Origin of the sequence: Lactiplantibacillus argentoratensis, assembly GCF_037290055.1 — a bacterium.
Lineage (GTDB): Bacteria > Bacillota > Bacilli > Lactobacillales > Lactobacillaceae > Lactiplantibacillus > Lactiplantibacillus plantarum.
This window is the reverse complement of sequence record NZ_CP147647.1, coordinates 1,213,430-1,240,177: the sequence shown is the minus strand read 5'-3', so window position 1 is coordinate 1,240,177 and position 26,748 is coordinate 1,213,430. Positions and strand designations below refer to the sequence as shown.

The window sequence follows — 26,748 nt, the reverse complement described above, 5'->3', positions numbered from 1 at the left end:
GTGGTATAAATCATGCTAATTACAGTTCCTCGTCTGTACGAGGGTGATCCTATAAATAAGGTCATTTAACAGTGTTCCCCGTGTATGCGGGGGTGATTAACTGTGTGATTGTGTTGTTGAGTAGTTAACTACCTATTTCCTGTATATACGCGGAGGATCTTATACACCACAATCGCCCATACTAAATAATCGTCTTCATCAATCCATGACGACGATTATTTAGTATGCTATAGGATTAATCCCCGTTCGGTTTACCTCCCTTTTAACCCTTGATCGATGGCTGCTACCGAAGTATCATTGTTGTTTTAGCGGCCTGTGCACATTGGACTGTTACTCTGGCCAATTCGTGCTGTGCGTCAATAATTCGTTCAGACCCATACGGCGCAGTATCTTGGGCCACCGACAATTCTGTGCAGCCAAGAATAGCAGCATCACAATTGGCGGCGTTCAATAGTTGGTCAATTAATCCATGGAATTTGACCCGATTGACATAGTCATGCTGCTTGATATCTTCATAAATCAAAGCCATTACTTGAGCTTGCTGCTGCTCAGTTGGCACGACCGGTATATGACCCTTAGCTAGAATGAGTTGCTGATAAAGTTGTGACTTCAGCGTTCCAGTCGTCGCCAAAACACCGATTCGTAACGGTCGCGATTGCTGCAATTGACAAGCCGCTTCCACTGCAAGTGCCGGCATATTCAAAATCGGCACGTTGGTAATCGCTGTTAACCCCGGCATAAAATAATGCGCCGTGTTACACGTCATCACGATAAACTTAACCCCTAACCGATCGAGTAACTGCACGTCCGCTTTCAATGATGGCAGTGGGTTCGTACAATTATGATCCAAAATATAGGCAGTACGGTCAGGAATCTGCGCGTCGTTTAACACCACATAATTCAAATAATCTTGATCACGATGCGTGACAGTCAGCCGATTAACGGTATGCACAAAATCTTCGGTTGCCATCGTTCCCATTCCACCAATGATTCCAAAACAATTTTCCATAACAGCACCCCCATTTAGCAGACGAAAGACTAATTGAGACTTACAACCCCAGCAATAACCGATATAACAAATTGTATTTAGTTAGGTTGTTGCTTATTATCTAACAAGCGTTCAACTACAAGCAACTAATTTGCAATCCGTCCCCAACTTAGTACGTTATCATTGCTTACCACTTATTTCGTTATTACTCAGCAAACACTTTTCAGGCTAAATAAGGGGCTATTCACACATCAACTAACGTTAACAGTTTGCCAACCACTCAGTTAGCAAAATTAGCCGGGCTCACAGTTATTAGTAGTGCTTCACGACCTGAAAGCATCGCTTGGACGCAGCAGCACGGTGCAAATTTAGTCGTCAATCATCGTCATGATTTGGTTAGTGAAGTACATGCTTTAGGTATTAAAGATGTCGATTATATCCTCGGATTAAGCGATCTTGACAGTCACTGGAATGAGATATGTACGCTCGTTAAACCCGATGGCCACATCGCATCAATTACCGAAAACCGGCGCCCAATCGATCTTAAAAAACTAACCAAGAAACGCGGAATATTTGCTTGGAAATGGATGTACTCAAAATCCTACTACCACACGGCCGACATGATTAGTCAGCACAATATCTTAGAAACCATTGCGGGTTTGCTTTGACCGTGGCTTGCTTCAAAGCACGCTATCACAGACACTACGGCCAATCAACGCGCTTAGATTGTGGCAGGCCCATCAACTTATCGAGCAGCATCATATGATTGGCAAGGTAGTTATTGAAGGATGGAAATGAGTTGGCGTGTATTACGGCTCGCGCGATAATGATCAACTTTAACTCGCCAAATACGCTGTCCTGTTCTGTCTTTTGATGCTTACAACTGATGTTGCACTCCAATGGAGAAATTATTGATATTCTTGGAGCCATACCTTATAGTCAAAGTAGTGGCGATTTTGCAAGTTAACTAAAATTCCTTGTTTTATTATTTTTGATTGTTGATTTACCGGGATTTATTTAGTCTGTTCCCCGTGTATACGGGGGTGATCCTACGCTGTATTAGCCCCATTTAATCACCTACCACTGTTCCCCGTGTATACGGGGGTGATCCTCACAACTTTGCTCATATTCGTGGCACCCGACTACTGTTCCCCGTGTATACGGGGGTGATCCTAAACGATGACTTAGTTACTTATATCACGGACTGGAACTGTTCCCCGTGTATACGGGGGTGATCCTACGCTGTATTAGCCCCATTTAATCACCTACCACTGTTCCCCGTGTATACGGGGGTGATCCTCACAACTTTGCTCATATTCGTGGCACCCGACTACTGTTCCCCGTGTATACGGGGGTGATCCTAAACGATGACTTAGTTACTTATATCACGGACTGGAACTGTTCCCCGTGTATACGGGGGTGATCCTATGGTATTTTTCTCTCATCTCATCGCTTCCATCTGTTCCCCGTGTATACGGGGGTGATCCCCTAACGTGTGCTTGTGGCGGAATAGGTAGACGCTGTTCCCCGTGTATACGGGGGTGATCCCTGTGGGAATCTTACCGACAGGGAAATGCAATTCTGTTCCCCGTGTATACGGGGGTGATCCCGATAGTAATTGGTCCTCCGATATTGGTATGGGCTGTTCCCCGTGTATACGGGGGTGATCCTAGTTTCCAGATTACCAACAGTTTTTTGTACGTCTGTTCCCCGTGTATACGGGGGTGATCCTCGTGCCATCATCTGCAACGGTTGCCTTGGTGTCTGTTCCCCGTGTATACGGGGGTGATCCTTTGGATATCAACCAGCTTGTTAGTTCAGCTTACTGTTCCCCGTGTATACGGGGGTGATCCCGTGTCATTGTAGATAGGTGCTTCTGGCTCAACCTGTTCCCCGTGTATACGGGGGTAATCTAAGTCATTAAACTTTCCAGTCCGAACCAACGTCAAACCTATGGTATCAGACTCGCCCATTTTAGCATCATTCCCCGCTAAAACTGCCAAACTTTCTTTTTCAGTTTCCAAAATATTAGTGCTATGATGATAGCATCAATTTGACTAAAACACTTAATCAGAAAGGACTTTGAAATTGGCATTTAAAACACCACTGGCTGATCAAATGCGCCCGCAATCACTGGAACAGATGGTCGGGCAACAGGATCTGTTGAAGGCAGGCCAGCCATTACGCCAGATTATTGATCAACATGTTAATATTCCCCTCATTCTGTGGGGGCCGCCGGGAACTGGCAAAACTAGTTTGGCGCAGATTATTGCGAGTCAAGACGATTATCCATTCGTGGCTTTTAATGCTTCGACCGAAAATAAGGCACAGCTGACGAAAGTCATCGCACAATACCCAGAGCAATCGTTTGTTCTATTAATTGACGAAATTCACCGAATGACTAAAACATTGCAGGATTTTTTGTTGCCCTACTTAGAGAATGGGCACGTGATGCTAATTGGCTCAACGACCGAAAATCCGATTATGTCAATCGTTCCGGCCATTCGTTCGCGCTGTCAAATTTTTGAGTTTCAACCACTGAGCGATACAGATATCGAGATTGCTTTACGCCGTGCGGTAACCGACATTTACAACCTAACCGACGATCAGGTGGATGCTAAAGCCCTCAACCTGATCGCTATTTCGGCCGAAGGGGATCTGCGAATTGCGTTAAATATCTTGGAAACGCTCCACGCTATTGACCAGAAGCAAATCACTGTTGCTGCGGTACAACACTTTGCCCAGCAACAGCATTTTAGCTACGACCGGAAGGCAACTAAGCATTATGACTATCTGTCGGCTTATTCGGATTCGATGGCTGGCTCAGATACTGACGCGGCGCTCTACTACTTAACCATTTTGTTAAAAAATGATGACTTACCCTCAGTGGTCCGCCGGCTACGTGAAATTCCATACACTTATATCGGCTTAGCTAACCCGGAACAGGTCACACAAATTGTGGTCGCTGCCAATCAAGCCGAAAAGATTGGCATGCCCAAAGCAAAATATCCACTAATGTTTGCCACCATGCTGATGTGCATTTCACCCAAGTCTGGTTCGTTTGACCAATCTTGGGAAAAACTAGACCAGGACACACAAAATCCAAGTCAGCACCCCATGCCCCGTGGATTGCGCGATATGCACTACAAACACTCCGAGGAAATTACAGGTGGTGGTCTGATCGATAATCCATTCCAAATGCCACATCAGATTGCCCAACAAAACTACATGCCTAAAGGATTGGCTGGTCGTCGTTATTATTACCCTAAAGATAATGAAAATGAACGCAAACTCGGTGCACAATACCTAAAACTGCATCGCTTTATTTATAACGAAGATTATCACGAATAGACAATGGCAGACTGGCTTAACCAATCAGAAATCACACTCGATTTTCATAAATCAGAGTCGCGCACTAAATGGCTCACTTAGGCCGTTATCCACGTATACTCCAAGCGGCATCAAAAAATGGACTCAGTCAAATGACCAAGTCCATTTTTATTTGGCATCATCTTTTATGAATCAGTGCACGCCAGAGACCAAGTCAATTCGCGTCACACTATTATGCCAAAGTTCTTGGGCCGTATAAACATCCTTTTCGAACAACACGACAGTGCCATCCGATTCAATCCGAGCATTGGCACCCAACCATTCCCAAGATGGCATTAACCACAAATTGCGCCGCTTTCCCTTACCCTTTTTGGGTGACCACGCAGAAACATAGTCATCAATGAAATGTGTACGCATGTATCGAAACTCCCCATTATCAAACTCAATCTGCAAGATGTTGGCGCCCATCCAGACCTTAACTGCTTTAGGTAAAACTGTTGCCATGGTGACACCCCTTCTCCAAAGCTCCCAGCTAAATAATTAATCAACACATAAGCAAGCGCTTACATCGTTACTATATCACAATAATGTGTCAAATCAATCTCAAGATTCAGTAAGGACGTCAACACACCGAACCATCTTGTCCAGGAATCGTGCCCCTTAATCAAGCGTCAAAACAAAACGACCGCCACCCATACAGGATGACGGTCGTTCAAACATTAGAGCAAGCCCTAATTAAGTTTTAAATTAAGCAAGTGCCTTTTTAGCAGTGTCAACCAATGCCTTGAAAGCATCAGCATCGTTAACAGCTAAATCAGCTAACATCTTACGGTTAACGTCAACGTTAGCTAACTTTAAACCGTGCATTAATTGACTGTAGCTGATGTCGTTGATCCGGGCTGCCGCGTTGATCCGGGCAATCCAAAGACGACGGAAGTCACTCTTACGCCGGCGACGATCGCGGAAGGCGTATAGGTATGACTTCATTACTTGGTCCTTAGCAACCTTAAATTGGATGTGCTTAGCACCACGGTAACCTTTAGCTAATTTTAAAATCCGTTTGCGACGTTTACGTGTTACAGTTCCACCTTTTACTCGAGCCATGTTATTTCCTCCTAGATTTAACTAAAACGTTGTGAATTATTTTTGTAATAACTTGTGGTATGTCTTGACCATTGGCTTTTCGATAATAGCCGTACCACGTAATTGGCGACGTTGTTTCTTAGTCTTACCATGGAAACGATGACTAGTAAAAGCGTTGGCGCTCTTAATCTTACCCTTAGCAGTTACCTTGAAACGCTTTGCAGCAGCGCGGTTTGTCTTTTGTTTTGGCATAATCAATAATCCTCCTAGAAATTACTTATCTGTTTTTGGTGCTAGTACTAGGAACATACTCCGACCATCCATCTTAGGATAGGCTTCGACCGTAGAAAATTCCTTAGTAGCTTCAATCATTCGATTTAAGACTTGGCGACCAATATCCTTATGGGTAATAGCGCGGCCCTTAAACCGGATGGAGACGCGAACCTTGTCACCTTTTGACAAGAACTTTTCAGCATGTTTCAGCTTCGTGTTAAAGTCATTGGTGTCGATAGCTGGGCTCAAGCGGACCTCTTTGATGCTGACCACTTTTTGCTTCTTACGGGCTTCCCGATCCTTCTTTTGTTGCTCGAAACGGTACTTCCCATAATCCATAATTCTGGCCACGGGTGGTTTCGCTTTCGGCGCAACCAATACTAGATCTAAACTAGCGTCTTCAGCAATCTGCATTGCTTCTTGTCGTGACTTGACACCTAATTGTTCACCATCGCTGGCGATCAAACGTACTTCGCGAGCACGGATGCCGTCATTAACCATTGAATCTTTAGCTATGGTAATTCACCTCCGAAATATTTTAGAGAAATTCACAAAAAGAGCGGGCGCATAGTACGCCCGCTCAACCCCGTTAATGGGAATCAATTCATCGTTCATCTGCCCGATGACTCTGGTCACCAAGGCGAGAAGCGGGTGCTTCTGCTTTTTTTCTCAACTCCAATATATTAACAAGAACCACGGCCCTTGTCAACCCATCAATCAATATTGATGCCATTGGCTGTTAATTATTTGCTTGCACCACGACTGTAATGCTTGATTTCTTGCGTGATGGCACCAATGAACATGTCAACGGCTTCGGATTCAGTCCGTTCTTCACCGTACTTCCGAACTGAAACACTCCCGTTAGCAACTTCTTGGTCACCGACAACTAACAAGTATGGAACCTTCTTCGTTTGTGATTCGCGAATCTTGTAACCCATCTTTTCGTTACGGTCATCGATACTTACCCGAACACCCTCAGCTGCCAAACGACGACGAACGGTTTCAGCGTAGGCACCGTGCGCACCATTGTTAACTGGGATGATTGTTACTTGCTTAGGTGCTAACCAGGTTGGGAAAGCACCCTTGTAAATTTCAGTTAAGTAAGCGACGAACCGTTCCATCGTTGAAACAAGACCACGGTGAATCATAACTGGACGATGTTCTTCACCATCAGCACCAACGTACTTCAAGTCAAAGCGTTCTGGTAACAAGAAGTCCAATTGGATAGTTGATAAGGTTTCTTCACCACCAAGGGCCGTCTTAGTTTGAACATCCAACTTAGGACCATAGAAAGCAGCTTCACCTTCAGCTTCGAAGTAATCCAAGCCCATATCATCCATAGCGGACTTCAACATCTTTTGACTGCGTTCCCACATAGCGTCATCATCGAAGTACTTTTCCTTGTTTTCAGGATCACGGTAGCTCAAACGGAACCGGTAATCAGAAATGTCAAAGTCTTCGTATACTTCAACCATCAAACTCAAGATCTTTTTGAATTCTTCTTCAATTTGATCCAACGCAACGAAGGTATGACCATCGTTCAAAGTCATTTCACGAACCCGTGATAATCCAGTTAAGGCGCCAGACTTTTCGTAACGGTGCATCATGCCGAGTTCAGCGATCCGCAATGGTAATTCACGGTATGAGCGAATGTGATGGTTGTAAATCTGGATATGTGATGGGCAGTTCATCGGCCGTAATTCCAATTGTTCGCCGTCACCCATGTCCATTGGTGGGAACATGTCCTCACGGTAGTGGTCCCAGTGACCAGATTGCTTGTAAACGTCCAAGTTAGCTAAAACTGGCGTGTATACATGTTGGTAGCCATTTGCAACTTCCTTGTCGATAATGTAACGTTCGATTTGGCGACGAATCGTTGCACCATTTGGCATCCAGTAAGGCAAGCCATTTCCAACCTTAGGATCAACGAAGAATAAGTCTAATTCGTTACCAATGACCCGGTGATCACGTTCGCGGGCTTCTTGACGCCGCTTGAGATCAGCATCTAAGTCTTTTTGCTTTAAGAAGGCCGTCCCGTAGATCCGTTGTAACATTGGATTGCTGGACTTACCTTGCCAGTATGCACCGGCAACGGATAATAACTTGAAGACCTTGACTTTCCCCGTTGAAGCTAATTGGGCCCCGTCAGATAAATCAACGAAGTCCCCTTGCTTGTAAACAACGACTTGATCATTGTTGGCAGCGGCACGTTCGTTAACTAAGTCTTGTTGGTAAGGGTTGTCACCAACTAAAGCTAAAGCGTCAGCCTTTGATAAGACTTCGCGTTCGATTGGTAAATCTTGTTTGATAATTGCAGCCATCTTATCACTGATGGCTTCCAAATCATCTTCACTGACTTGTTTACCATCTTCGTCAGGATTGTCGGTATCAAAGAAGAAACCGTTGGCATTCCCTTCACCACTCCCAAAATGAATGTTAGGGAATAATTGCTTAACCGCGTTAGCTAATACTTGGGCAGCCGTTTGCCGTAAAACATTGAGGCCGTCTTCACTATCAGCAGCGATAATTTCGATACTACCATCGGTTGTCAGTGGTTGGCGGTAGTCCACGATCTGATCGTTGAACTTACCAGCAACCGACCGTTTAGCCAATGAAGGACTAATTGACTTTGCAATTTCTTCCGTCGTTACGCCGGCATCAAATTGCTTTTCAGCACCATCTGGGAACTTAACATTAATACTTGCCATATACTTGACACTCTCCTTAAAATTTACCCACTCACCAAAACACCGCGCCGGGACGACAAAAAAGTCCCTAATGCCAGACTGAACTAGCATTAGGGACGTCATTGACGTGGTTCCACCCGATTTTTCAGTGTCATCAAAGACACTGACTCATTAGCGCTAATAACGGAAGCGTTCCGGCTCAATTGAGCATGTTCACAAAAGTGGTATCTTCGTAAACCCGGTCCAAGACTTCCAGAACAAGGTCTTGGTCTCTGCAATCCATAGTAAACAAAGCGTGTCTTTTGCATCTGTTTTCATTAAACCACTTTTAAACTAAAAGTCAACTCTTGATTTTAAGCATCAGGATTGAGTCGTCGATTACGACCGACCATCTCAATCTCACTCGCAAGGTAACGTACCCGTTGCATGATTCGCTGCGCTTTGACTGGTTCTTCATCACCCTTTTGTGAGAGCGTCAAATAACCATCTTGCAATTCTTGCATCGAAAAATTAGACGAGAAACAAGTTGGCAGTTCCTCCTGCATTCGATACTCCAGAATAACCCCGAGCACATCGTCCCGAATCCAAGTCGACGAAGCATCCGCACCGATATCATCAATCATGAGAATCGGTGCCCGTTTAATCGCATCGACCTTATCTGCCGACGTATTGTTACTAATCGAGCGCTTCATCTCGACCGCAAAACTCGGAAAATGAATCAAGGTCGTATTGAAACCCTTAGCTGCCAACGCGTTCGCCATCCCACCGAGTAAATAAGTTTTACCGACACCAAATGAGCCGTAGAGATATAAGCCCCGGTGAAAACGCTTGGGCGCTTGTGTATAGGCATCAATAAAATCAAGTGCTGCCATTAATGCTGTCGCCCGGTCACCATCTTGATCATACGTCTTTAAATCCGCCGACTGAATGTTTTTCGGCATGCTGATTGATCGAACCCGCTGTTGCAATGCGTGAGCAGCTTGCTGTTCTTGCATTTGTGGTGTTGGCTGATAAGCAATGTCAATCAAGTGATTACTCATCACTAATGTCGGCTGATACCCAGGTGCTTGAGTTGGCTCGTGCCGCGCAATTTTACGTTTCTCTTCACAAAATTCATATAATTTAGCTGCTGAACGTTCTAGCGCATCCGAAGATAATTCGTTTTGATGAGCAGCTAAAAACTGGCGAACATCTGGATCTTGGTACACAGCTGTCATTAACGCCTCATACCGATGATTCAAGTTTTTCCGATTCATTAACGTCCGGAGTGTTTCTGAGATATTCTCCATGTTTTAGTCCTCCTTTTCCGAATTTGTCTCAAGCTTTGCTAGTCGATCAGCAAGCTGTTTGCGTTGGGCAGCAGTAATTTGTTTACCGGTCCGAGCTGGTTGCTTACCACTCTCAGTCTGTTGCTGTTGTTGGGCCCACTTTGGCATAATCTCCTTACGCGTCGGTCGATTGTTCTTGCGCCGTGTTGGTGTTGATTTCGGCTGTTTACGTTGCTTCAAATACATCAAAGCCGCTTCCGGCGTCGTAATGCCGTGTTGTTGCCAATCATTGGCGACTGTTTCTAGCAAATTACGATTAAGGGCAGCTAACTCCCGATTTTGCAATAAGTAGTAGATCACCATGTTGATGACGGCATTGGGTAATACCCCCCGACCAATTAAATCATGAACTAGCCGGTTCTCACCGCTCGTCACAAAACCATGTTTCTCCTGCTTCAAAGCTGATAAAAAGTCATACGGCGCTGTCTGCTTAGCATACGTCACGAGTTGCTGCTCAGCCGTTGAGAGCTGTGCTGAAGCCTTGTTATCCTTAGTGGTCGTCGTTGCAACCGTTGCTTCCGTAGCGACCTGCTGACTCGAAACTGCGGGCCGTTCATAGCGCCGCGCAATCAATAATTTCAATTGATTTTCATCAAACTGACCCGTTGTTAAACTAGCCACTTCACTGATTAACTTAGCCATCTCAATCTCACTGATGCCGTAGACCCGACTTTCCGTAATGATCAGTTGCCGTGAACTCGCAACCTGTTTGAGATCAACATAGTTCTGCTTCAAAATTTGCCCCAACAGTTGCCAGTCAAAGTCATCGTCACTGAGCACGGGCGAGTGATCCTCGGCCGGTTCATTGGCCGCCAATTGGGCGCGCACCTTTTGCACTGAAAGAGGTGGCGTCGTAACTTTTTGACTATCAACGTGAAACACATCTAAGATATTTGCCGTCACGTCTTTGGCAGCCGTCAAGTCAATCGGCTGTGCTGCAAAATCGCCAGCAAGTTGTTGATAACGTAACTCACCGACCGTATCTAACAATAGGACACTCAATAGATCATCCGCAAAGAATTGTAACGCCAGTAATGGTGCTTGTAATTGATAAATGTACATGGCACCCAATTCATCTTGTTGATAATAGCTGCGCAACAAGCCAGTTGCTTCAAGTTTACGCCGAGCCGCTAACACCGTCGGCAAGTCCACATTTAGGATGCCAAGCAGTTCCGCGTGACTGCGTCGATTGCTCAGCTCATTCTCGCTACTCTGTAAGCTACGTAACGCCGCGTACAAGCTATATGCCAATGGCCCCATCAGTGGCAAGTATAATTCCGCCAATACAGCTTGTTGCGCCGCACTGAGCGCTGGTGCTTGCGGGACCACTAACCCAGTTTTGGGTGTTAAGGGTTCATCATTTGGCATGTTGTTCACCATTCTTTTTCACTAATCTTTTTTTCGTTTAGGTGCGTGGGTCGTCTTCGCTGACGGTTTTGCCAGTTTGACCTTATCACGCTCCATCATATCTTGGAGTTCATTCAAGAAGACGTGCATATCCTTGAATTGCCGGTAAACACTGGCAAAACGAATGTACGAAATTTCGTCAATATCTGCCAATTGCTCCATGACATACTCGCCGATAACTTGGCTTGAAATTTCATTTTCGCCCAGTGACCGGACCTTATTTTCAACATCATCAACGACGCCCGTCATGGTTTCCATGCTAACGGGTCGTTTCTCGGCCGAGCGAATAATTCCGCGCAAGACTTTTTCACGATTGAATTCTTCGCGGGCACCATTTTTCTTAATGACTAATAATGGCGTGGCTTCGACCCGTTCAAATGTTGTGAACCGGAATCCACAGTTTTCGCATTCCCGGCGCCGTCGAATCACGCGACCATCATCAGTTGGTCGACTGTCAACCACGCGGGAGCCATTATGATGACAATGTGGACATTGCATAGACTTCTCACCCCTTGTAACAACTAACAATCAGTTTTTCTTTATTTAGTAATAGTTTTCAGCCATTTTAACACGGCTGCTTTAGTTTTATCAATGTTGGCCCCGTTATCAATGACAACGTCAGCCCTTGCGACCTTCTGTGCAAGTGGCATTTGGCTGTCAATTCGTGCCTGAGCCGCCTGTTGCGATAAGTGGTTACGCGCCATCAACCGCTGCAATACTACGGCTGGTGGTGCCGTCACAACCAACACTTGATCACAAACGTGTTGCCAGCCACTTTCAAATAACAACGGCACATCTAAAATAATTGCGTCTGGCTGTTGCTGGTTCGCCGCGACAATCGCTTCGAACATCGCGTACTGAATCGGTAACCGTGTAATTGCAGTTAAGGCTTGTAAAGCTTGAGCATCGTTAAAAACCAACTGGCCAAGCCATGACCGATTCAGCCGCCCGTCTGCCAGCACTGCTTGCTGACCAAAGTGCGCCACAATTTTTTGGGTCGTCGGTTGGCCTGGCCCTTCAACCTGCCACGCGATTTTATCCGCATCAACGATTGGTAACTTAGTTGCCAGCAGCTTAGAAACAGTCGACTTACCAGTGGCAATGCCACCAGTCAATCCAATCAACTTTGTCATCTTGATCACCTACAACCGTTGTTCTAACGGGCAAAAATGGGTCCCTCGCTGTGCCACTTTGATTTTCTCAATAATTGTGCCACACCGTTCGCAAGGTTCCCCTTCACGACCATAGACGTGTAAGTGATTTTGAAACTGACCGGCCTCACCAAATGCCGTTGAAAATGAATGAACAGTGGTGCCGTGACCTTTAATTGCCATCGCCATTTCATCAATAATGTTTTGGCGCAATGTAGCAATCTCATCAGTAGTTAGCGAATTAGCAGGCCGCATTGGATGAATCTTACTCATCCATAGCGTTTCGTCCGCGTAAATATTCCCAATGCCCGCAATCTTACTTTGATCCAACAATAGTGGCTTGATCATCTTTTTCGACTTGCCAAAAGTAGCCGTCATATAAGCCAGTGTTAACTGTTCAGCAACGGGTTCCGGGCCAATTGTCCGCAATCCCGCCACCGTGCCTTCTTCACCGGTCGGCACGAGCGTCATTCGCCCGAACTTACGCGTATCGTTGTACAACAAATCACGATCATCGGTCAGATGGAAGATCACGTGCGTGTGTTTACCTTGATCTTCACCACGCGGTACAACATTATACTTGCCTTCCATCCGCAAATGCGACACCATCGTCAGACCATTGCTAAAGCGAAACAATAAATACTTCCCCCGCCGATCAATGGTCTGGATCGTTTGGTTGGCTAAACGCTGTTTGAAACTATCGACATCATTATTAATAATTTTCGGCCAAAAAACCTCGATACTAGCAATCGTTGCCCCACTAACCAGACGATTTAAGCCGCGACGAACAGTTTCAACTTCAGGTAATTCAGGCATGGTGGTTCCCCCTATTTTGCATCGTACCAAGTATCACCGTAGTGGCTCTCAACCTTTAACGGTACGGCTAACTGTACGGCGGAATCCATCACGCTTGGCACTAATTTTTCTAAAACTGGAATTTCTTCTTTTGGCGCTTCAAAAATCAATTCATCATGAACTTGTAACAGCATGGTTGCTTTCAAACCCGCAGCCTGTAACTTATCTTGCATCTTAATCATCGCAATCTTGATAATATCAGCCGCACTCCCTTGGATGGGGGTATTCATGGCTGTCCGTTCAGCGAATGAGCGTTGGTTGAAGCTCTTGGAATTAATATCTGGCAAGTACCGGCGTCGATGTGAAATGGTTTCCACATAACCTTGTTTTTTCGCCGTTTGGACAATTTCATCCATATACTTTTTGACACCCGGATATTCTTTGAAGTAAGCGTCAATAAAGCTGCGAGCCTGTTTACGCGTAATGCCGATATTTTGTGACAAGCCGTAATCACTAATTCCATAGACGATTCCAAAGTTAACCGCCTTGGCTTGCCGTCGAATATTTGGCGTCACCTCTTCAGCTGAGTTCAAATGAAAGATGCGCATGGCCGTTGCGGCATGAATATCATCACCCGCTTTAAAAGCGGCCTGCATATTTTCATCATCAGTAATATGCGCGAGAACCCGTAATTCGATTTGCGAATAATCAGACGAGAAAATCTGCCAACCTTCATGACTAGGAACAAAGGCTTGTCGAATCTTACGTCCTTCTTCCAAGCGCACCGGAATGTTTTGTAAGTTTGGATCAACGGACGACAATCGGCCGGTTTGGGTCAACGTTTGCAAGTAGCGCGTATGCACTTTTTGATCAGCAGAATGAATGGCATCTAACAAACCGACAACGTAGGTCGATTGAATCTTCGAAATCTGACGATATTGTAAAATATTAGCGACGATTGGTGCTTCCGGTGCTAACTTTTCTAGAACGTCTACGGCGGTAGAATACCCTGTCTTGGTCTTCTTGATTACGGGTAATTTCATTTCTTCAAACAAGATGTGACCTAGTTGCTTAGGTGAATTAATATTGAACTCTTCACCGGCTTCTTGATAAATCGTCTGTTCAATTTCACTCAACCGTTCTGTAAACTGACTGCCCATGGCTTTAAGTCGACTGCTGTCGACCGTAATGCCGGCGATTTCCATCTGAGCTAAGACATTGGCCATCGGTTTTTCAATATCATCGTAAAGTTGATCCTGCTCATTGGCTGCCAATTCCTTTAATAACTGTGGCTTCAAACTAGCGATCGCGGCCAATTTCCGGGCGAGATGACTAAAGTAGACATCATCATCTTCAGGAATGGCACGCTTAACGCCCTTACCATAAACGGTCTCGTCACTCGGCAAGTCAGTGTACCCGTGTTGCTCAGCTAAACTTCCCAAGTCGTTACTGTTATCATTTGTATCTAATAAGTATGAAACGAGTAAGAGATCAAAATCGACTTTACCTAGCTGAATACCCAAACGATTAAGCCCGACCGTCGTGCGTTTCATATCAAAAACGTCCTTGGTAATCGTTGTGCTACTCAAGAGGTCAGCCACAGTCGGTTGCATTAATAATTCCACATCCCGACTGATGTACCAGTGATCATCCGCTCCGATGGCAAAGCCAGCAAAGGCCGACGTGTGGTAGTTTGGCGTTGGCATCTCCAAGTAAAAGTCCACGTGGTCGGTAAATTGTTGCAATTCCGTCAGGTTAGCTTTCGTCAAGACGGTATAATCAATGGGCGTTGCTGGTTCGTCCGACTGTAGGTGTAATTTCTTCAAAAATGATTGAAAGTCCATCTTCTGATAAAACGCGGCCAGCTGGTCAAGATCCGGGCCATCATAGGATAAATCAGCCAATTGAACATCAATCGGCGCATCCCGCTTGATTGTTGCTAGCACCTTAGCTTGCGCCGCTTGTTCGCGATCCTCAATCAGATGTTCCTTCATCTTGCTCTGCTTCATGGCATCGATGTTTTCATAAATGCCTTCCATCGTACCATACTGTTTGAGTAATTTAAGGGCGGTCTTCTCACCAACCTTGGTGACACCCGGATAGTTATCCGAGGTATCACCTGTCAACCCCTTCATATCAATAATCTGTGCCGGTGTGATGCCCAGCTTTTCTTCAACGTGCGCCGGCGTATAGCGTTCCACTTCAGAAACACCTTTAACGGTCACGGCCACCGTGGTATGCTCGGTCGTCAACTGCGTCAAATCACGGTCACCAGTGACGACCGTCGTGGTGTAGCCGGTTTGATCCGCTTGACCGGCCAGTGTACCAATAATGTCATCGGCTTCGTAGTCTTTTAATTCATAATGTTTGATACCATATGCGTCTAATAGCTGTTTGATATACGGCATTTGTTCAGAAAACTCACTGGGCGTCTTAGCCCGGCCACCCTTGTAATTATCGTACATGGCTGTTCGAAACGTGGTCTTACCCGCATCAAAAGCCACTAACATATCCGTGGGTTCGACTGTCTTGATCATGTGGTCAAGCATTGTGTTGAAGCCATAAATGGCGTTGGTATGCAGGCCGTCTGGATTTACGAACCGTTCCAGTTGACTATGCAACGCAAAGAACGCCCGAAATGCCACACTGTTACCATCAATCAGTAATAATTTTTTTGCCATTAGTTTGCTCCCATCTCTTAATTTAAATCATCATTTTTATGAAAATCCGTCACTCAGACCATTAATACCACTCGATTGGCGGTCTGATGCGCAGCGCCTGTCAGTACAGGCTGAACGACTAATTATTTACCCTTATAATTGTACCAAACAATTAAGTAAAACGGGAGTTCGGTCCACCGAAAACCCGTGAAATAACTCATTTTCGGTAAATTAAAAGGATTATGACATCTTGGTCATAATCCTTAATAATTATCTTAATGATTAGTCGCGGCTTGAGCCACCGAAGATTTGGACGAAGTAGAGGAACAAGTTAACGAAGTCCAAGTATAATTGTAAGGCCCCAGTAACGGCCAAACCAGTCGATGAAACCTGGTCACCATATTGTAAATACATGTTGCGCATCCGGTTAGCGTCCCACATGGATAAACCGGCGAAGATCAATACACCAATGTATGAAAAGATGTAACTAATCATGGCACTTTGTAAGAACATATTGACCAGTGAAGCGACAAACAACCCGATCAAGGCTGCAATCAAGTGCGTCCCAATACGTGAAATATCACGCTTAGTCGTCGTCCCAATCACCGCCATGGTCGCAAATACAGCTCCAGCTGCAACGAACGCACCGGTGATAACGGCACCCGTGTATAAGGACAAGGTCACTGACATTTCAACCCCAAAGATGATGGCAAAGAGCATCAGTAAGGTGAAGCTCATCGCTGGATTGCGTGTCGCGTTGACTTGAATCCCACCAATCATCACAAACATGCTGACAATGAAGATCATCAAGAAGATGAATGGGTGTTGTGAAAAGGCGGCATTAATTTGTGCTTGGAACGTGGTCATCGCTAAGTAAACGGTAAAGGCCGAAACTAACACGGCGATTGTCATAAACCCATACATTTTAGTTAGGAAACTACGGAGGCCAACTTGTGTGTTGATGGTCCGTGGTTGTGGGTCATTTTGAAAATTGTTCATAAAATCCCTCTTTCACCTAAAAATTGACTACTCGTTACTTTTTCCGAGTTAAGATTAAAAATTGAGTTTGTGCATCGTTACTAACGCAGACTGCGCTAGTAACAACACCACACTAGTTTGTCAATCATTTGCCTATGACTAGCCATCTCAATCAGTCACCTCAACTTTCTTAACTTAAGTCTATCAAATTAGTCAAAGAAGGTAAAATAGTTTGTGCCTGTGAATTTAATAAGAATTTCTTATGTCTAAGTGAATTCCATTCAATCATTGTCTTTAATGGATTACCGCTACATTAGGATTTTCCGGAATGGGACACCATAAGCGTTTATAATAGAACTTCAATCGGTAGGACTTTTTGCGGGACATCCGGGGAAGATTTTTTAGGGGCGGGCGGCGTCATACATAACTTTCTAAATAAGAAGTCCCACACTAGTATTGACTTGCTAGTGTGGGACTTCTTATTATTTAATGTACAAAGCATTGATTAGTTTTAGCATGTTGGAAACTACAATAAAACACTAAATCTAGCCATTGTCTTGTTAATTGTTTTCTGAAGCAGCAATACCCTGCAAATATCGTTGTCGCAATGCAGCTACCTTAACCTCAACAACTTGATTATGATTAATCCGTGCAAAAGCTTCTGTTTCACTCATTAACCGCTTAATCAATTTATCCGAAAGTTGTTGCTTAACAGCATTCTCGGTCGCTAAGTATTTCAATCTTGGTAAGTAATACGTGACATGTTCATCTGAGCAAAGCGCTACCCCATCATCTATTAGACGATTACTTGTGACGAAATCACCACTAATTGCGTAATACTCTGCCGTATAAAAGATTAGGGTTAACAGCCGTAAGTAATCATTTGCATATCCTGATGAGCCAGCGTGCTCGACATAGTATCGTACTCTCCTGAAATAAAATTGAGCTTTCTCAGGCTCAGCTAACCGGCCATACATGACACCCAGACCGACATAAGCTAGCGGTGTGAAAATTGTTTGGTGAGCCCTATCCAAATCATCAACGATTTGCGAGAAGGAAAAACAAATATCACTGGCTGTTCCATTAATCAACGAACTTAGCATGCCACATAAATAGTAATATTGCATCCGTGAAGGTACCGCATCAATTTGCTCAACTTTCAGGTCTACCAATGATTGCAGGACTGATTGATAATCTTCCATCATCAGTCGTCGCTCAATCTCATCAAGTTGCTGTCGAATTTGGGTCACTGAATTAGCCTGGTTTTCACTTAGATCATCAACTGTCAATCCCAGACGAGCGCAGAGCTGATTTAAAATTGCTAATGCTGGTACTCGCCCACGCCGTTCAAACTTACTTAAAGTCGCCTGCGTACAAATTCCGTTTGATAATTTGACTTGTGAAATTTTTAAAGCTTTTCGCCGGGCAATAAACTTTTCAATATCCATCGCACACCACCTTGTCTCACCCGTTAGCCATGAATGCCAAGGGCAACCTTAGCAAAACGACTCATTTTATCAATTCCCCAAGCAGGTTCCCAGACCAAGTCAAGTTCACAATTCTTAACACCATCCACACTCATAATTGCTTGATTAATTTGACTTGCCAATAAATTTCCTAATGGGCACCCCATCGTCGTCAGCGTCATCGTTACCGTGCAGCTACCATTATCGTCTACGTCAACACCATAGATCAAACCAAGGTTAACCATGTCAACGCCCAGTTCTGGATCAATCACCTGCTCTAACGACTTCATGACCGCGTCTTCAACGGGTGAGAGGGCCTTATCCTCGCCAAGTTCGTCTGCCATTCTGCCACACTCCTGTCTGTTTAAAACTGTTTTTAATTATACCATTGTTAGAATATACGTTAATAATCCTAATTTATAATAAAGTACGTCGCCAATATTAACGAAAAGGCGAATCAGCATGATAAAAACACTAACCGAGATACAATTTTAAATTACTACAATTATCAACCATCCTAGCTGGCACGATTATAATGGCTAACATTCATCAACAATCATTTAACCAAAAAACTCGAATCGCAATCTCGCATGCCACTCAAGTTTTATTTTAACATCAGCTTAACCAATCCCCCTTACTACCCGATTGAACCTTCCATCTCAAAGCTGATTAACCGGTTTAATTCAACGGCATATTCCATCGGTAACTGCTTGGTAAATGGTTCCACGAATCCCATGATAATCATTTCGGTCGCCTTCGCTTCTGAAATTCCCCGGCTCATCAAGTAGTAGAGCTGTTCTTCAGAGATTTTGGACACCTTAGCTTCGTGTTCCATCGCGACGTTAGCACTGTCGATTTCGTTATACGGAATCGTGTTGGAAGACGACTGGTCATCCATGATGATCGTGTCGCACTCAACATGCGCTTTGGAACCGTCTGAATGCTTGGCAAAACGCACGGTCCCACGATAATCGGTCGCACCACCGGTCTTAGCGATGGACTTCGAAACAATCGAACTGGAGGTATTCTTAGCATTATGAATCATCCGGGCACCAGAATCTTGGTGGATGCCATTGCTGGCAACCGCGATCGATAACATGGTCCCGCGGGCACCTTCCCCATTCAAATAAACGCTTGGGTACTTCATCGTAACCTTCGAACCTAAATTCCCATCGACCCATTCCATCGTGGCATTTTCGGCCGCTGCAGCTCGCTTAGTTTCCAGGCTATAAACATTGTCAGACCAGTTTTGAATCGTTGTATAACGGCAGTAAGCGTTGGGCTCAACATTGACTTCAACAACGGCCGCGTGCAAACTATCTGAAGAATAATTAGGGGCCGTACACCCTTCGACATAGTCGACACTGGCACCATCTTCCACGATAATCAAAGTCCGCTCAAACTGACCCGAGTTTTCAGCATTTAACCGGAAATATGACTGAATTGGCGTCTTCGTCTGGACACCCTTAGGCACGTAAATGAAGGACCCACCTGACCAGACCGCCGCGTTTAAAGCCGCAAACTTGTTATCGGTTGGTTTGACGAGTTTCCCAAACCACTTCTTGAACAGTTCTGGATAATCGTGAAGCGCCGTATCGGTATCGGTAAAAATAATACCTAACTTTTCAAAATCTTTACGCATATTGTGATAAACGACTTCAGATTCATACTGCGCCGATGAACCGGCTAAGTATTTCCGTTCAGCTTCAGGCACACCTAACCGGTCGAACGTCCGCTTCAAGTCAGCTGGGACTTCTTTCCAGTCACGGAACTTTTTATCGGTCATCTTCTGATAATACAGCATGTCCTTCAAGTCGAGTTTCGTGAGATCCGGGCCAAACTTAGGCATCGGCATCTTTAAATACTCATGATAGGCATTTAACCGATAATCCAACATCCATTGTGGCTCATGTTTTGCCGCGGAAATTTCGCGCACCGTGGCTTCCGTTAATCCTCGCCCAGTTGAATATGCTGGTTTGACATCGTCATGAAATCCATATTCATAATCACGGTCATTTTTGACCACGTCAGGTACTTCACTCATACTTCTGATTCCTCCTCATTGCCATTTTCAGCAAGCAATGCCCGTTGCAAAGCCCACCAAGCTAGCGTGGCACATTTGATTCGTGCCGGAAATTGCATAATATTCGATAAAATTGCGGCGTCTTCTAAGGCATCCATATCGGCCTGCGGGTGTTGCTTGCCAATCGCCATATCCGAAAACGTCTTAGCCATCGCCAATGCCTGTTCTTTCGACTTACCCATCACCGCATCCGTCATCATACTGGCCGATGCTTGACTGATGGTACAGCCCTCACCCGTAAATCCAATATCTTCGATTTGATCATGATCATCCAATTCGATGGCCAAATTGATGACGTCGCCACAAGTTGGATTTTTCAACGTAATGGCATGTGTTGCGTTTGGCAACGCATTTTTGTGATGCGGATGATCACCGTGATCTAAAATTACTTCGCGATACAAGCCACTTAACTTAGACAGTCCCATGTTTGAAAAACTCCTTTGTTGCTTGGAGTGACGTTAATAATTGATCAGCGTCCGCTTGTGTATTGTAAATGTAAAAACTAGCCCGTGCGGTCGCTACTAAGCCGAGTGCTGCCATCAGGGGTTGTGCACAGTGATGACCCGCGCGAACGGCGACACCTTCCATATCCAACGCGGTAGCCGCGTCGTGCGGGTGCAAACCGTCGATATTAAAGGCGATGACGCCGGTGTGGTGTTGTGGATCTTGGGGGCCGTAGACCGTGACACCAGGCATTGCAATCAACTTAGGCAATAAGTAATTGACTAATTGCTGTTCGTGTTGCTGAACTTGATCCATACCGAGTTGCGTCAAATAATCAACCGCCGCGCCCAAGCCGATCGCACCGGCAATGTTCTGAGTGCCCGCTTCAAACTTCCACGGTAGTTCCGCCCAGGTACTGTCATCACGGTGAACAAAGCCAATCATCTCACCACCAAATTGATACGGTGGCATCGTAGCTAATAAATTCTCACGACCATATAGAACGCCAATGCCGGTTGGTCCCAGCATTTTATGCCCTGAGAATGCGTAAAAATCAACATCGAGCGCCTGGACATCAACCGGCATATGAGGGGCTGCTTGCGCCCCATCCGCAATCATCACGGCACCGTGTTGATGTGCCAATCGTGCTAGCGCCTTGATTGGATTGACCGTTCCCAATACATTACTAGCATGGGTCACTGAAACGATTTTTGTTCGATCCGTAATCTTGTTGGCAGCATCGGCCATGTCCAATTCACCGTCAGTCGTTAACTCAATATATTTCAAGGTAGCGTGCTTACGCAGCGCTAACTGTTGCCACGGAATTAAATTACTATGATGCTCCATAATGGAGATGACGATCTCATCACCCGCTTGAATATTGGCTTCGCCATAAGTACTGGCAATCAGGTTGAGACTATCCGTCGTCCCTTTAGTGAAGACGATTTCATCCGTTTTTTCAGCATTGATGAACCGTTGCACCTTGGCACGCGCAGCTTCGTATTGACTAGTGGCCCGCTCTGCTAAGGTGTGGACACCACGATGAACATTGGCGTTATCGTGTTGATAAAAGTGGACGAGCGCATCCACAACTTGGCTGGGGCGCTGAGCGGTCGCCGCGTTGTCCAGGTAGACTAGCCGCTCATCATTCACTTGTTGATCTAGAATGGGAAAATCTGAACGTAACGTTTCAAAATTGGATGCCATCTTCAAGCTTCCTTTCAATCGTGTTCGTTAAGCGCGTCCGGACAGTCTTCGATGGGATCGCACCAATCACGGTACTTAAGAAGCCCCGAATAACCAACCGTTGGGCCTGTGGTTTATCAATCCCGCGACTCATCAAATAGTACATTTGATTTTGATCAATTTGACCAACACTTGCTGCATGTCCAGCTAACACGTCATTTTCATCAATCAATAGAATCGGGTTCGCGTCACCATGGGCATCATCAGACATCATCAAAACCCGATTTTCCTGTTCAGCATGTGCACCGGAGGCCCCGTGAATAATGTGACCGATTCCGTTAAAAATCAGGTTAGACTTTTCCATAATGACCCCACGTTGTACGATATTGCCGTCAGTCTTCTTACCACGGTTGGTGACCCGCGTATTAACACAGACATCCTGGGCCTTGGTCGTCACTGTGATGACCTTGGCATCGGATTTGGCGCCTTCACCGATCAGTTCCGAGTCAAAGTCCCCGAAAGTGTTACCGTTATTCATCATCCCGATAGCCCAATCGACTTTGGCTCCCCGACTGATTGCGGCTCGCCGATTCAAATAAGCAGTCGTGTTGGCCCCGAGTTCATCGAACGCCGAAAAATGCACTTCGCTGTCAGCCCGTGCCAAAATTTCCACCACACAGTTGGCAATATTATCAACGTCCCCCTTGGTTGTCAGGTGCTGAGTTACTGCGAAATGGCTGTCTTGTTCAGCCACGATCAAGACGTGACTAATTAACGGTTGCACTCGGGTACTATCCTGGATCGTGGTGATCTCGATTGGTTCTTTGACAGTAACCCCTTTTGGAACATATAGGAAGACCCCGGCGTTCAAAAACGCGGTATGGTAGCTGGTCAACCGGTCCTCGTCAGTTTTGACGACTTTGCCCATAAAATGTTTTTCAGTTAGCTGTGGATGTTCGCGAAAAGCCGTGAACATATCGGTCAAAATGACACCCTGATCATCTAGTTCATCAGGCAAATTGACGGTCACCGTTGTCTGCCCAACTTGTACGATTTGGATATGACCAGCTTCAGCCGTTACATCAGTTGCTAAAGTTCGATCCGAACGACTGAACTTTAGTGGTTGGTCGGTGGGCGTCAGTGGCCAGTCGCGAATACTAAAGCGATCAGCTTTGGGAACCGCTAGGCCTTGCATCGCATCTAAAGCCGCTAAACGGCGTTCAACGAGCCAGTGCGGTTCACCATGTTCGTTAGCAGCCGCAGCTAGCGTTGTTTTGATAGTTTCATAATCAGCAGTTGCTTCCATTACTGCCACCCCCTAATCTTCGTCGTCAACAAGTTTGACATCAATGTTCAAATCGTCACGTAAACCAGCATAACCTTCTTTTTCAAGGGTCTTTGCTAAGTCGGCGTTACCAGTCTTCACGATTCGACCACCCATCATCACGTGAACGACATCGGGCACAATGTAGTTTAACAGCCGTTGATAATGCGTGATAATCAATGAGCCGAAATTATCGCCCCGCATCGAATTAACACCCTTAGAAACCACTTGTAACGCATCGATATCAAGCCCGGAATCAATTTCGTCCAATAAGGCGAATGATGGCTTGATCATCAATAATTGCAAAATTTCGTTACGCTTCTTTTCACCACCGGAGAAACCTTCGTTTAGGTAACGTTCCGTCATGGATTCGCTCATATTAAGTAGTGCCAAGTTCTTGTCGAGTTCTTTAAGAAAGGCCATCACTGAGATTTGATCATCAGCTGGTCGACGTGCGTTCATTGCTGCCCGTAAAAATTCAGCGTTGGTGACCCCTTGAATTTCAGCTGGATACTGCATGCCGAGGAAGAGTCCCTTACGTGCACGTTCATCAACTGGCATGTTTACGATACTTTCGCCGTTCAACAAGATATCACCCTGAGTAACGTGATAAGCCGGTTGGCCCATAATAGTTTGTGATAAAGTGGACTTACCAGTCCCATTTGGTCCCATAATGGCATGAATTTCACCAGTTTTCATAGATAAATTGACGCCTTTTAAAATCTCACGAGACTTTTTTTGCTCATCATCCGTCACTTCAACGTGTAAATCTTTAACTTCCAAGGTTGCCATTTAAATCATCCTCCAACAATTGAATTTATTACCCAAGCCGTTATTCCTTCCGTATATAATGATTAGTCAACGGCTTCAACAAAAATAGCGTAACATCGGCCTTTTTGTATTCTATACTTAGAGTATAACCGTTTTCATTTCAAAAGAAAATAAGGCTTTTCCCCATATTAATAAAAGCCCTTTCATGCTATGATGTAGGTATAATATTTTTGATGAATTATTCACTATTGGAATATTCAGAAAGGACTGAGCCTTATGCTAAGTCAATCCGTTACTAATACATCACAACTACATATTCAACAATTCACAGGTTTGGATAATCAGACCGTTCAACGATTGCACAGCTTAGGGCTACATGTCGGCAGTCCGCTGGCCGTTGTCCGCTACTATCCGTTTCACGGACCAGTAATTGTTCAGATTGATCAACAACGGATTGGGATTCGGTACACCGTATTTCAAACGTTGATTGGAGGCCATTAAGATGACGACGGTTGCATTGCTCGGAAATCCCAATACTGGTAAGACGACGCTCTTCAATGAACTGACGGATAAATACGCGTACGTCGGTAACTGGACCGGCGTGACCGTTGAGAAGAAGATGGGCCGGATTCGGCACTCTGAAGTTGAAATGGTCGATTTACCCGGAGTCTATTCACTTAATCCAATCACCAAAGATGAAGCAGTCGTCACCAACTATCTGCTACATAACCACCCTGATTTAATTCTGAACGTGACCAACGCGAGTCAGCTCAAGCGTAACTTACTACTGTCGATCGAAGTGTTGGAATTTGGCGCACCGGTGATTATCGCACTCAACATGATTGATGACCTCAAACGGACGGGCCATTATTATGATTTTGACAAGCTAGCTGAACAACTTGGCTGTCAGATCAAAGCGACTAACGCCCGCAATAAAGAAGGGCTGCATCAGCTACGCGAAGACTTATTGGCAGGTTCCCATCCGGCCGCGACACCGCTCAAACTCAACTATCCTTTCATGATTGAGCAAGCCATTCGTCAGGCTAGCCAACAGCTCATCAAAAAATTTGATTTGACAGCAGACTTCGCACGGTGGCTGACGATTCAATTTATTAATCAAAATAAGCCAATTCGCGCCTACGCGAAACACATGGGCTTGACACCACTTACTAGTCAAGCCGCTTATTACGACGCTCAAAAATTCGACGAGCAGATCTTCCAAACCCGACTAGATTTTATTGAGCAAACCCTAGCCAGCGCTAGTCAAAACTTGGCAAGCACCAGCCACGTCGAGATGACTGCTAAAATCGACAAGTGGGTCACCAATCCGTTCTTAGGGCTACCCGTCTTTGTGGGAATCTTCTACTTGATGTTCAAATTATCCTTTGATTGGATCGGCACGCCTCTGTCAGATTTGTTAGATAGCTTCGTCTCCGGACCACTATCCACCACCGTAAGTCACTGGTTGACCATGGCTGGAGCCATCCCGGTCTTGCGCTCACTGATTGTTAACGGCCTAATCGCAGGGGTCGGTGGCGTGCTCGTCTTTATCCCCCAGATTTTTGTCCTGTTTGCCTGTATTTCAATCTTGGAAGATTCGGGTTACATGGCACGGGCAGCCTTAGTTACCGACCGCTTGATGCAAATGATTGGACTCAACGGGAAGGCGTTCATTCCCCTAATTATTGGATTTGGATGCAACGTCACTGGTATTATGGCCGCCCGGACAATCGAACAACCTAAAGAACGCTTGATTACAACGCTGATTTCCCCATTTATGAGTTGCTCCGCCCGTCTGCCAATCTACAGCCTATTTGTGGCCGCCTTTTTCCCTAAAAATCAGGCCCTGATTGTCTTGTCGATTTACTTCCTCGGTATTGCGGTCGCCCTCGGCATGGCTAAATTTTATCAACTGATTTTCAACGTCGATGACAGTTCCGTCTTCATCGTCGAGTTACCACAGTATCATATTCCCAGAGTTGACATTATTTGGCGCGGGACCTGGGATAAGGGTAAAGGCTTCATCAAAAAGGCAGGTACCATCATCTTTGCCGGTACGGTCTTGATTTGGTTACTTTCCTCATTCGGCACTAGCGGCTTAGTCAGCGACATCGATAACAGCTTTGCCGCGACACTTGGCAAGACACTATTACCGCTGTTCGCGCCACTTGGTGTGACCGCCTGGCAAGTTATCTCAGCCCTCTTTACTGGGATTCTAGCCAAAGAAGTCATCAGCTCTAGTATGATGGTCATGTTCCACAGCGCAAATCAGGCCGGCTTGATTGCCATGATGGGCCGCTTTTTCACACCGTTATCCGCATACGCGATGCTCGTCTTCATCCTGCTGTACGTCCCGTGCTTCGCCACGATTGGGACCATCAAGTCCGAGACTGGATCGACCAAGTGGGCGGTTTACGCCGTCTGCTCGAGTTTAGTCATTGCTTACACCTTGGCCTTCATCATTTACCAAGTTGGCCAATTATTTATCTAAAAGGAGTTTGATTCACATGGCATTATTCATTAATTTCTTGATTATCGCACTAATTATTGGGACTGCTGGTTATCAGATTTATCACGTGGTCAAACGTGCTAAAAAGGGCAAATGTGCGGCCTGCGACTATGATTGTGAAGCTAAAAAAATGTTAAACAAGGCCCAGAAACAACAAAACTAAAACTGTTACACCTGCTCCCCTATTCACGTAATTAATACTTGAAAATCAGACACACTAATAAAACACCAATGACGGGATTCGAATGAATTATCGTCATTGGTGCTTTATTTATCGGCTGCATAA

General features: G+C 45.3%; 24 protein-coding genes, 1 pseudogene, 1 CRISPR repeat array and 1 other annotated feature. Of the genes and pseudogenes, 5 read left to right on the top strand and 20 right to left on the bottom strand.

All coding sequences use genetic code 11. The features are described 5' to 3' along the window. Window positions 1-283: 283 nt before the first annotated feature. Window positions 284-1,009 carry an aspartate/glutamate racemase family protein gene (locus V7R88_RS05720; protein ID WP_152706988.1) on the bottom strand — a complete coding sequence of 242 codons (726 nt, stop codon included), beginning with the start codon at window positions 1,007-1,009 and terminating at the stop codon, window positions 284-286. A 257-nt stretch (window positions 1,010-1,266) separates the two neighbouring features. On the opposite strand from V7R88_RS05720, the pseudogene V7R88_RS05715 reads away from it, so the two are divergent. After that, a pseudogene (locus V7R88_RS05715) lies at window positions 1,267-1,786 on the top strand (zinc-binding dehydrogenase); the annotation flags it as partial. Between the two features lie 224 nt (window positions 1,787-2,010). Further along, window positions 2,011-2,902: direct repeats of the CRISPR family, unit length 28 nt; unit sequence CTGTTCCCCGTGTATACGGGGGTGATCC. Window positions 2,903-3,076: 174 nt separating this feature from the next. Then, window positions 3,077-4,339 (top strand): replication-associated recombination protein A, encoded by a 1,263-nt coding sequence (locus V7R88_RS05710; protein WP_152706989.1) that lies wholly within the window; start codon window positions 3,077-3,079, stop codon window positions 4,337-4,339. Between the two features lie 171 nt (window positions 4,340-4,510). Here V7R88_RS05710 and V7R88_RS05705 read toward each other — a convergent pair whose 3' ends face one another. From V7R88_RS05705 to sufC, 19 genes are all read right to left on the bottom strand, one after another. Beyond that, complete coding sequence (locus tag V7R88_RS05705; protein WP_003645192.1) at window positions 4,511-4,822, bottom strand: hypothetical protein; 312 nt, start codon at window positions 4,820-4,822, stop codon at window positions 4,511-4,513. Window positions 4,823-5,065: 243 nt separating this feature from the next. After that, window positions 5,066-5,422 (bottom strand): 50S ribosomal protein L20, encoded by a 357-nt coding sequence (gene rplT, locus V7R88_RS05700; RefSeq protein WP_003640279.1) that lies wholly within the window; start codon window positions 5,420-5,422, stop codon window positions 5,066-5,068. A 36-nt stretch (window positions 5,423-5,458) separates the two neighbouring features. After that, the gene (gene rpmI / locus V7R88_RS05695) at window positions 5,459-5,653 is read right to left on the bottom strand and encodes a 50S ribosomal protein L35 (protein ID WP_003638526.1); all 195 of its coding nucleotides are present in this window, start codon (window positions 5,651-5,653) and stop codon (window positions 5,459-5,461) included. Window positions 5,654-5,674: 21 nt separating this feature from the next. Next, window positions 5,675-6,175 carry a translation initiation factor IF-3 gene (gene infC, locus V7R88_RS05690; protein ID WP_003640278.1) on the bottom strand — a complete coding sequence of 167 codons (501 nt, stop codon included), beginning with the start codon at window positions 6,173-6,175 and terminating at the stop codon, window positions 5,675-5,677. A gap of 44 nt (window positions 6,176-6,219) precedes the next feature. Beyond that, window positions 6,220-6,343, bottom strand: a sequence feature (ribosomal protein L20 leader region). Between the two features lie 74 nt (window positions 6,344-6,417). Beyond that, entirely contained in the window at window positions 6,418-8,382 is a 1,965-nt protein-coding gene (gene thrS, locus V7R88_RS05685) for a threonine--tRNA ligase (RefSeq protein WP_033608604.1), read from the bottom strand. A 332-nt stretch (window positions 8,383-8,714) separates the two neighbouring features. Continuing rightward, window positions 8,715-9,650, bottom strand: coding sequence for a primosomal protein DnaI (gene dnaI, locus V7R88_RS05680; RefSeq protein ID WP_063724762.1), 936 nt, complete (start codon window positions 9,648-9,650; stop codon window positions 8,715-8,717). Between the two features lie 3 nt (window positions 9,651-9,653). After that, complete coding sequence (locus tag V7R88_RS05675; RefSeq protein ID WP_152706990.1) at window positions 9,654-11,057, bottom strand: replication initiation and membrane attachment family protein; 1,404 nt, start codon at window positions 11,055-11,057, stop codon at window positions 9,654-9,656. 21 nt (window positions 11,058-11,078) lie between these two features. Continuing rightward, window positions 11,079-11,594, bottom strand: coding sequence for a transcriptional regulator NrdR (gene nrdR, locus V7R88_RS05670; protein WP_003640274.1), 516 nt, complete (start codon window positions 11,592-11,594; stop codon window positions 11,079-11,081). Window positions 11,595-11,635: 41 nt separating this feature from the next. After that, a complete protein-coding gene (gene coaE, locus V7R88_RS05665) occupies window positions 11,636-12,229 on the bottom strand; it encodes a dephospho-CoA kinase (RefSeq protein WP_057717606.1) in 594 nt (197 codons plus the stop codon). A 9-nt stretch (window positions 12,230-12,238) separates the two neighbouring features. Next, window positions 12,239-13,063 (bottom strand): bifunctional DNA-formamidopyrimidine glycosylase/DNA-(apurinic or apyrimidinic site) lyase, encoded by an 825-nt coding sequence (mutM, locus tag V7R88_RS05660; protein ID WP_033608603.1) that lies wholly within the window; start codon window positions 13,061-13,063, stop codon window positions 12,239-12,241. Window positions 13,064-13,074: 11 nt separating this feature from the next. Next, entirely contained in the window at window positions 13,075-15,723 is a 2,649-nt protein-coding gene (gene polA / locus V7R88_RS05655) for a DNA polymerase I (protein WP_057717605.1), read from the bottom strand. A 261-nt stretch (window positions 15,724-15,984) separates the two neighbouring features. Continuing rightward, window positions 15,985-16,701, bottom strand: coding sequence for a Bax inhibitor-1/YccA family protein (locus V7R88_RS05650; protein ID WP_003640270.1), 717 nt, complete (start codon window positions 16,699-16,701; stop codon window positions 15,985-15,987). 539 nt (window positions 16,702-17,240) lie between these two features. After that, window positions 17,241-18,128 carry a helix-turn-helix domain-containing protein gene (locus V7R88_RS05645; protein ID WP_015380237.1) on the bottom strand — a complete coding sequence of 296 codons (888 nt, stop codon included), beginning with the start codon at window positions 18,126-18,128 and terminating at the stop codon, window positions 17,241-17,243. A gap of 23 nt (window positions 18,129-18,151) precedes the next feature. Beyond that, on the bottom strand, window positions 18,152-18,490 hold the full coding sequence (locus V7R88_RS05640; protein ID WP_003640268.1) for a metal-sulfur cluster assembly factor: 339 nt from the start codon (window positions 18,488-18,490) through the stop codon (window positions 18,152-18,154). A 293-nt stretch (window positions 18,491-18,783) separates the two neighbouring features. Next, on the bottom strand, window positions 18,784-20,190 hold the full coding sequence (gene sufB, locus V7R88_RS05635; RefSeq protein ID WP_003640267.1) for a Fe-S cluster assembly protein SufB: 1,407 nt from the start codon (window positions 20,188-20,190) through the stop codon (window positions 18,784-18,786). Further along, complete coding sequence (gene sufU, locus V7R88_RS05630) at window positions 20,187-20,654, bottom strand: Fe-S cluster assembly sulfur transfer protein SufU (protein WP_063731740.1); 468 nt, start codon at window positions 20,652-20,654, stop codon at window positions 20,187-20,189. Before sufU ends, sufB begins: the two co-directional genes overlap by 4 nt. Continuing rightward, complete coding sequence (locus V7R88_RS05625; protein WP_060598905.1) at window positions 20,641-21,879, bottom strand: cysteine desulfurase; 1,239 nt, start codon at window positions 21,877-21,879, stop codon at window positions 20,641-20,643. Before V7R88_RS05625 ends, sufU begins: the two co-directional genes overlap by 14 nt. Further along, the gene (gene sufD, locus V7R88_RS05620; RefSeq protein WP_003645199.1) at window positions 21,863-23,164 is read right to left on the bottom strand and encodes a Fe-S cluster assembly protein SufD; all 1,302 of its coding nucleotides are present in this window, start codon (window positions 23,162-23,164) and stop codon (window positions 21,863-21,865) included. The genes V7R88_RS05625 and sufD overlap by 17 nt, the downstream gene beginning before the upstream one ends. A 12-nt stretch (window positions 23,165-23,176) precedes the next feature. Beyond that, the gene (gene sufC / locus V7R88_RS05615; protein WP_003640263.1) at window positions 23,177-23,974 is read right to left on the bottom strand and encodes a Fe-S cluster assembly ATPase SufC; all 798 of its coding nucleotides are present in this window, start codon (window positions 23,972-23,974) and stop codon (window positions 23,177-23,179) included. Window positions 23,975-24,229: 255 nt separating this feature from the next. Between sufC and V7R88_RS05610 the strand changes: the two genes are divergently transcribed. The 3 genes from V7R88_RS05610 to V7R88_RS05600 are packed head-to-tail and all read left to right on the top strand — an operon-like array spanning window position 24,230 to window position 26,625. After that, window positions 24,230-24,454, top strand: a complete 225-nt coding sequence (locus tag V7R88_RS05610) for a FeoA family protein (protein ID WP_003640262.1) — start codon at window positions 24,230-24,232, stop codon at window positions 24,452-24,454. Window position 24,455: 1 nt separating this feature from the next. After that, window positions 24,456-26,444 (top strand): ferrous iron transport protein B, encoded by a 1,989-nt coding sequence (gene feoB / locus V7R88_RS05605; RefSeq protein ID WP_057717601.1) that lies wholly within the window; start codon window positions 24,456-24,458, stop codon window positions 26,442-26,444. Window positions 26,445-26,460: 16 nt separating this feature from the next. Next, window positions 26,461-26,625: a FeoB-associated Cys-rich membrane protein gene (locus V7R88_RS05600; protein WP_072535498.1), complete on the top strand. Its 165-nt coding sequence runs from the start codon at window positions 26,461-26,463 to the stop codon at window positions 26,623-26,625. The last annotated feature ends 123 nt before the right edge of the window (window positions 26,626-26,748 follow it).

Excerpts from the sequence above, each read along its gene's own strand:
- V7R88_RS05705 (WP_003645192.1), bottom strand. The coding sequence starts at position 4,822 with ATGGCAACAGTTTTACCTAAAGCAGTTAAGGTCTGGATGGGCGCCAAC.
- polA (WP_057717605.1), bottom strand. The coding sequence starts at position 15,723 with ATGGCAAAAAAATTATTACTGATTGATGGTAACAGTGTGGCATTTCGG.
- rpmI (WP_003638526.1), bottom strand. The coding sequence starts at position 5,653 with ATGCCAAAACAAAAGACAAACCGCGCTGCTGCAAAGCGTTTCAAGGTA.
- V7R88_RS05650 (WP_003640270.1), bottom strand. The coding sequence starts at position 16,701 with ATGAACAATTTTCAAAATGACCCACAACCACGGACCATCAACACACAA.
- thrS (WP_033608604.1), bottom strand. The coding sequence starts at position 8,382 with ATGGCAAGTATTAATGTTAAGTTCCCAGATGGTGCTGAAAAGCAATTT.
- coaE (WP_057717606.1), bottom strand. The coding sequence starts at position 12,229 with ATGACAAAGTTGATTGGATTGACTGGTGGCATTGCCACTGGTAAGTCG.
- V7R88_RS05625 (WP_060598905.1), bottom strand. The coding sequence starts at position 21,879 with ATGGCATCCAATTTTGAAACGTTACGTTCAGATTTTCCCATTCTAGAT.
- V7R88_RS05720 (WP_152706988.1), bottom strand. The coding sequence starts at position 1,009 with ATGGAAAATTGTTTTGGAATCATTGGTGGAATGGGAACGATGGCAACC.
- V7R88_RS05600 (WP_072535498.1), top strand. The coding sequence starts at position 26,461 with ATGGCATTATTCATTAATTTCTTGATTATCGCACTAATTATTGGGACT.
- sufC (WP_003640263.1), bottom strand. The coding sequence starts at position 23,974 with ATGGCAACCTTGGAAGTTAAAGATTTACACGTTGAAGTGACGGATGAT.
- V7R88_RS05675 (WP_152706990.1), bottom strand. The coding sequence starts at position 11,057 with ATGCCAAATGATGAACCCTTAACACCCAAAACTGGGTTAGTGGTCCCG.
- nrdR (WP_003640274.1), bottom strand. The coding sequence starts at position 11,594 with ATGCAATGTCCACATTGTCATCATAATGGCTCCCGCGTGGTTGACAGT.
- mutM (WP_033608603.1), bottom strand. The coding sequence starts at position 13,063 with ATGCCTGAATTACCTGAAGTTGAAACTGTTCGTCGCGGCTTAAATCGT.
- V7R88_RS05645 (WP_015380237.1), bottom strand. The coding sequence starts at position 18,128 with ATGGATATTGAAAAGTTTATTGCCCGGCGAAAAGCTTTAAAAATTTCA.
- feoB (WP_057717601.1), top strand. The coding sequence starts at position 24,456 with ATGACGACGGTTGCATTGCTCGGAAATCCCAATACTGGTAAGACGACG.
- V7R88_RS05610 (WP_003640262.1), top strand. The coding sequence starts at position 24,230 with ATGCTAAGTCAATCCGTTACTAATACATCACAACTACATATTCAACAA.
- infC (WP_003640278.1), bottom strand. The coding sequence starts at position 6,175 with ATGGTTAATGACGGCATCCGTGCTCGCGAAGTACGTTTGATCGCCAGC.
- sufB (WP_003640267.1), bottom strand. The coding sequence starts at position 20,190 with ATGAGTGAAGTACCTGACGTGGTCAAAAATGACCGTGATTATGAATAT.
- sufU (WP_063731740.1), bottom strand. The coding sequence starts at position 20,654 with ATGGGACTGTCTAAGTTAAGTGGCTTGTATCGCGAAGTAATTTTAGAT.
- rplT (WP_003640279.1), bottom strand. The coding sequence starts at position 5,422 with ATGGCTCGAGTAAAAGGTGGAACTGTAACACGTAAACGTCGCAAACGG.
- V7R88_RS05640 (WP_003640268.1), bottom strand. The coding sequence starts at position 18,490 with ATGGCAGACGAACTTGGCGAGGATAAGGCCCTCTCACCCGTTGAAGAC.
- sufD (WP_003645199.1), bottom strand. The coding sequence starts at position 23,164 with ATGGAAGCAACTGCTGATTATGAAACTATCAAAACAACGCTAGCTGCG.
- dnaI (WP_063724762.1), bottom strand. The coding sequence starts at position 9,650 with ATGGAGAATATCTCAGAAACACTCCGGACGTTAATGAATCGGAAAAAC.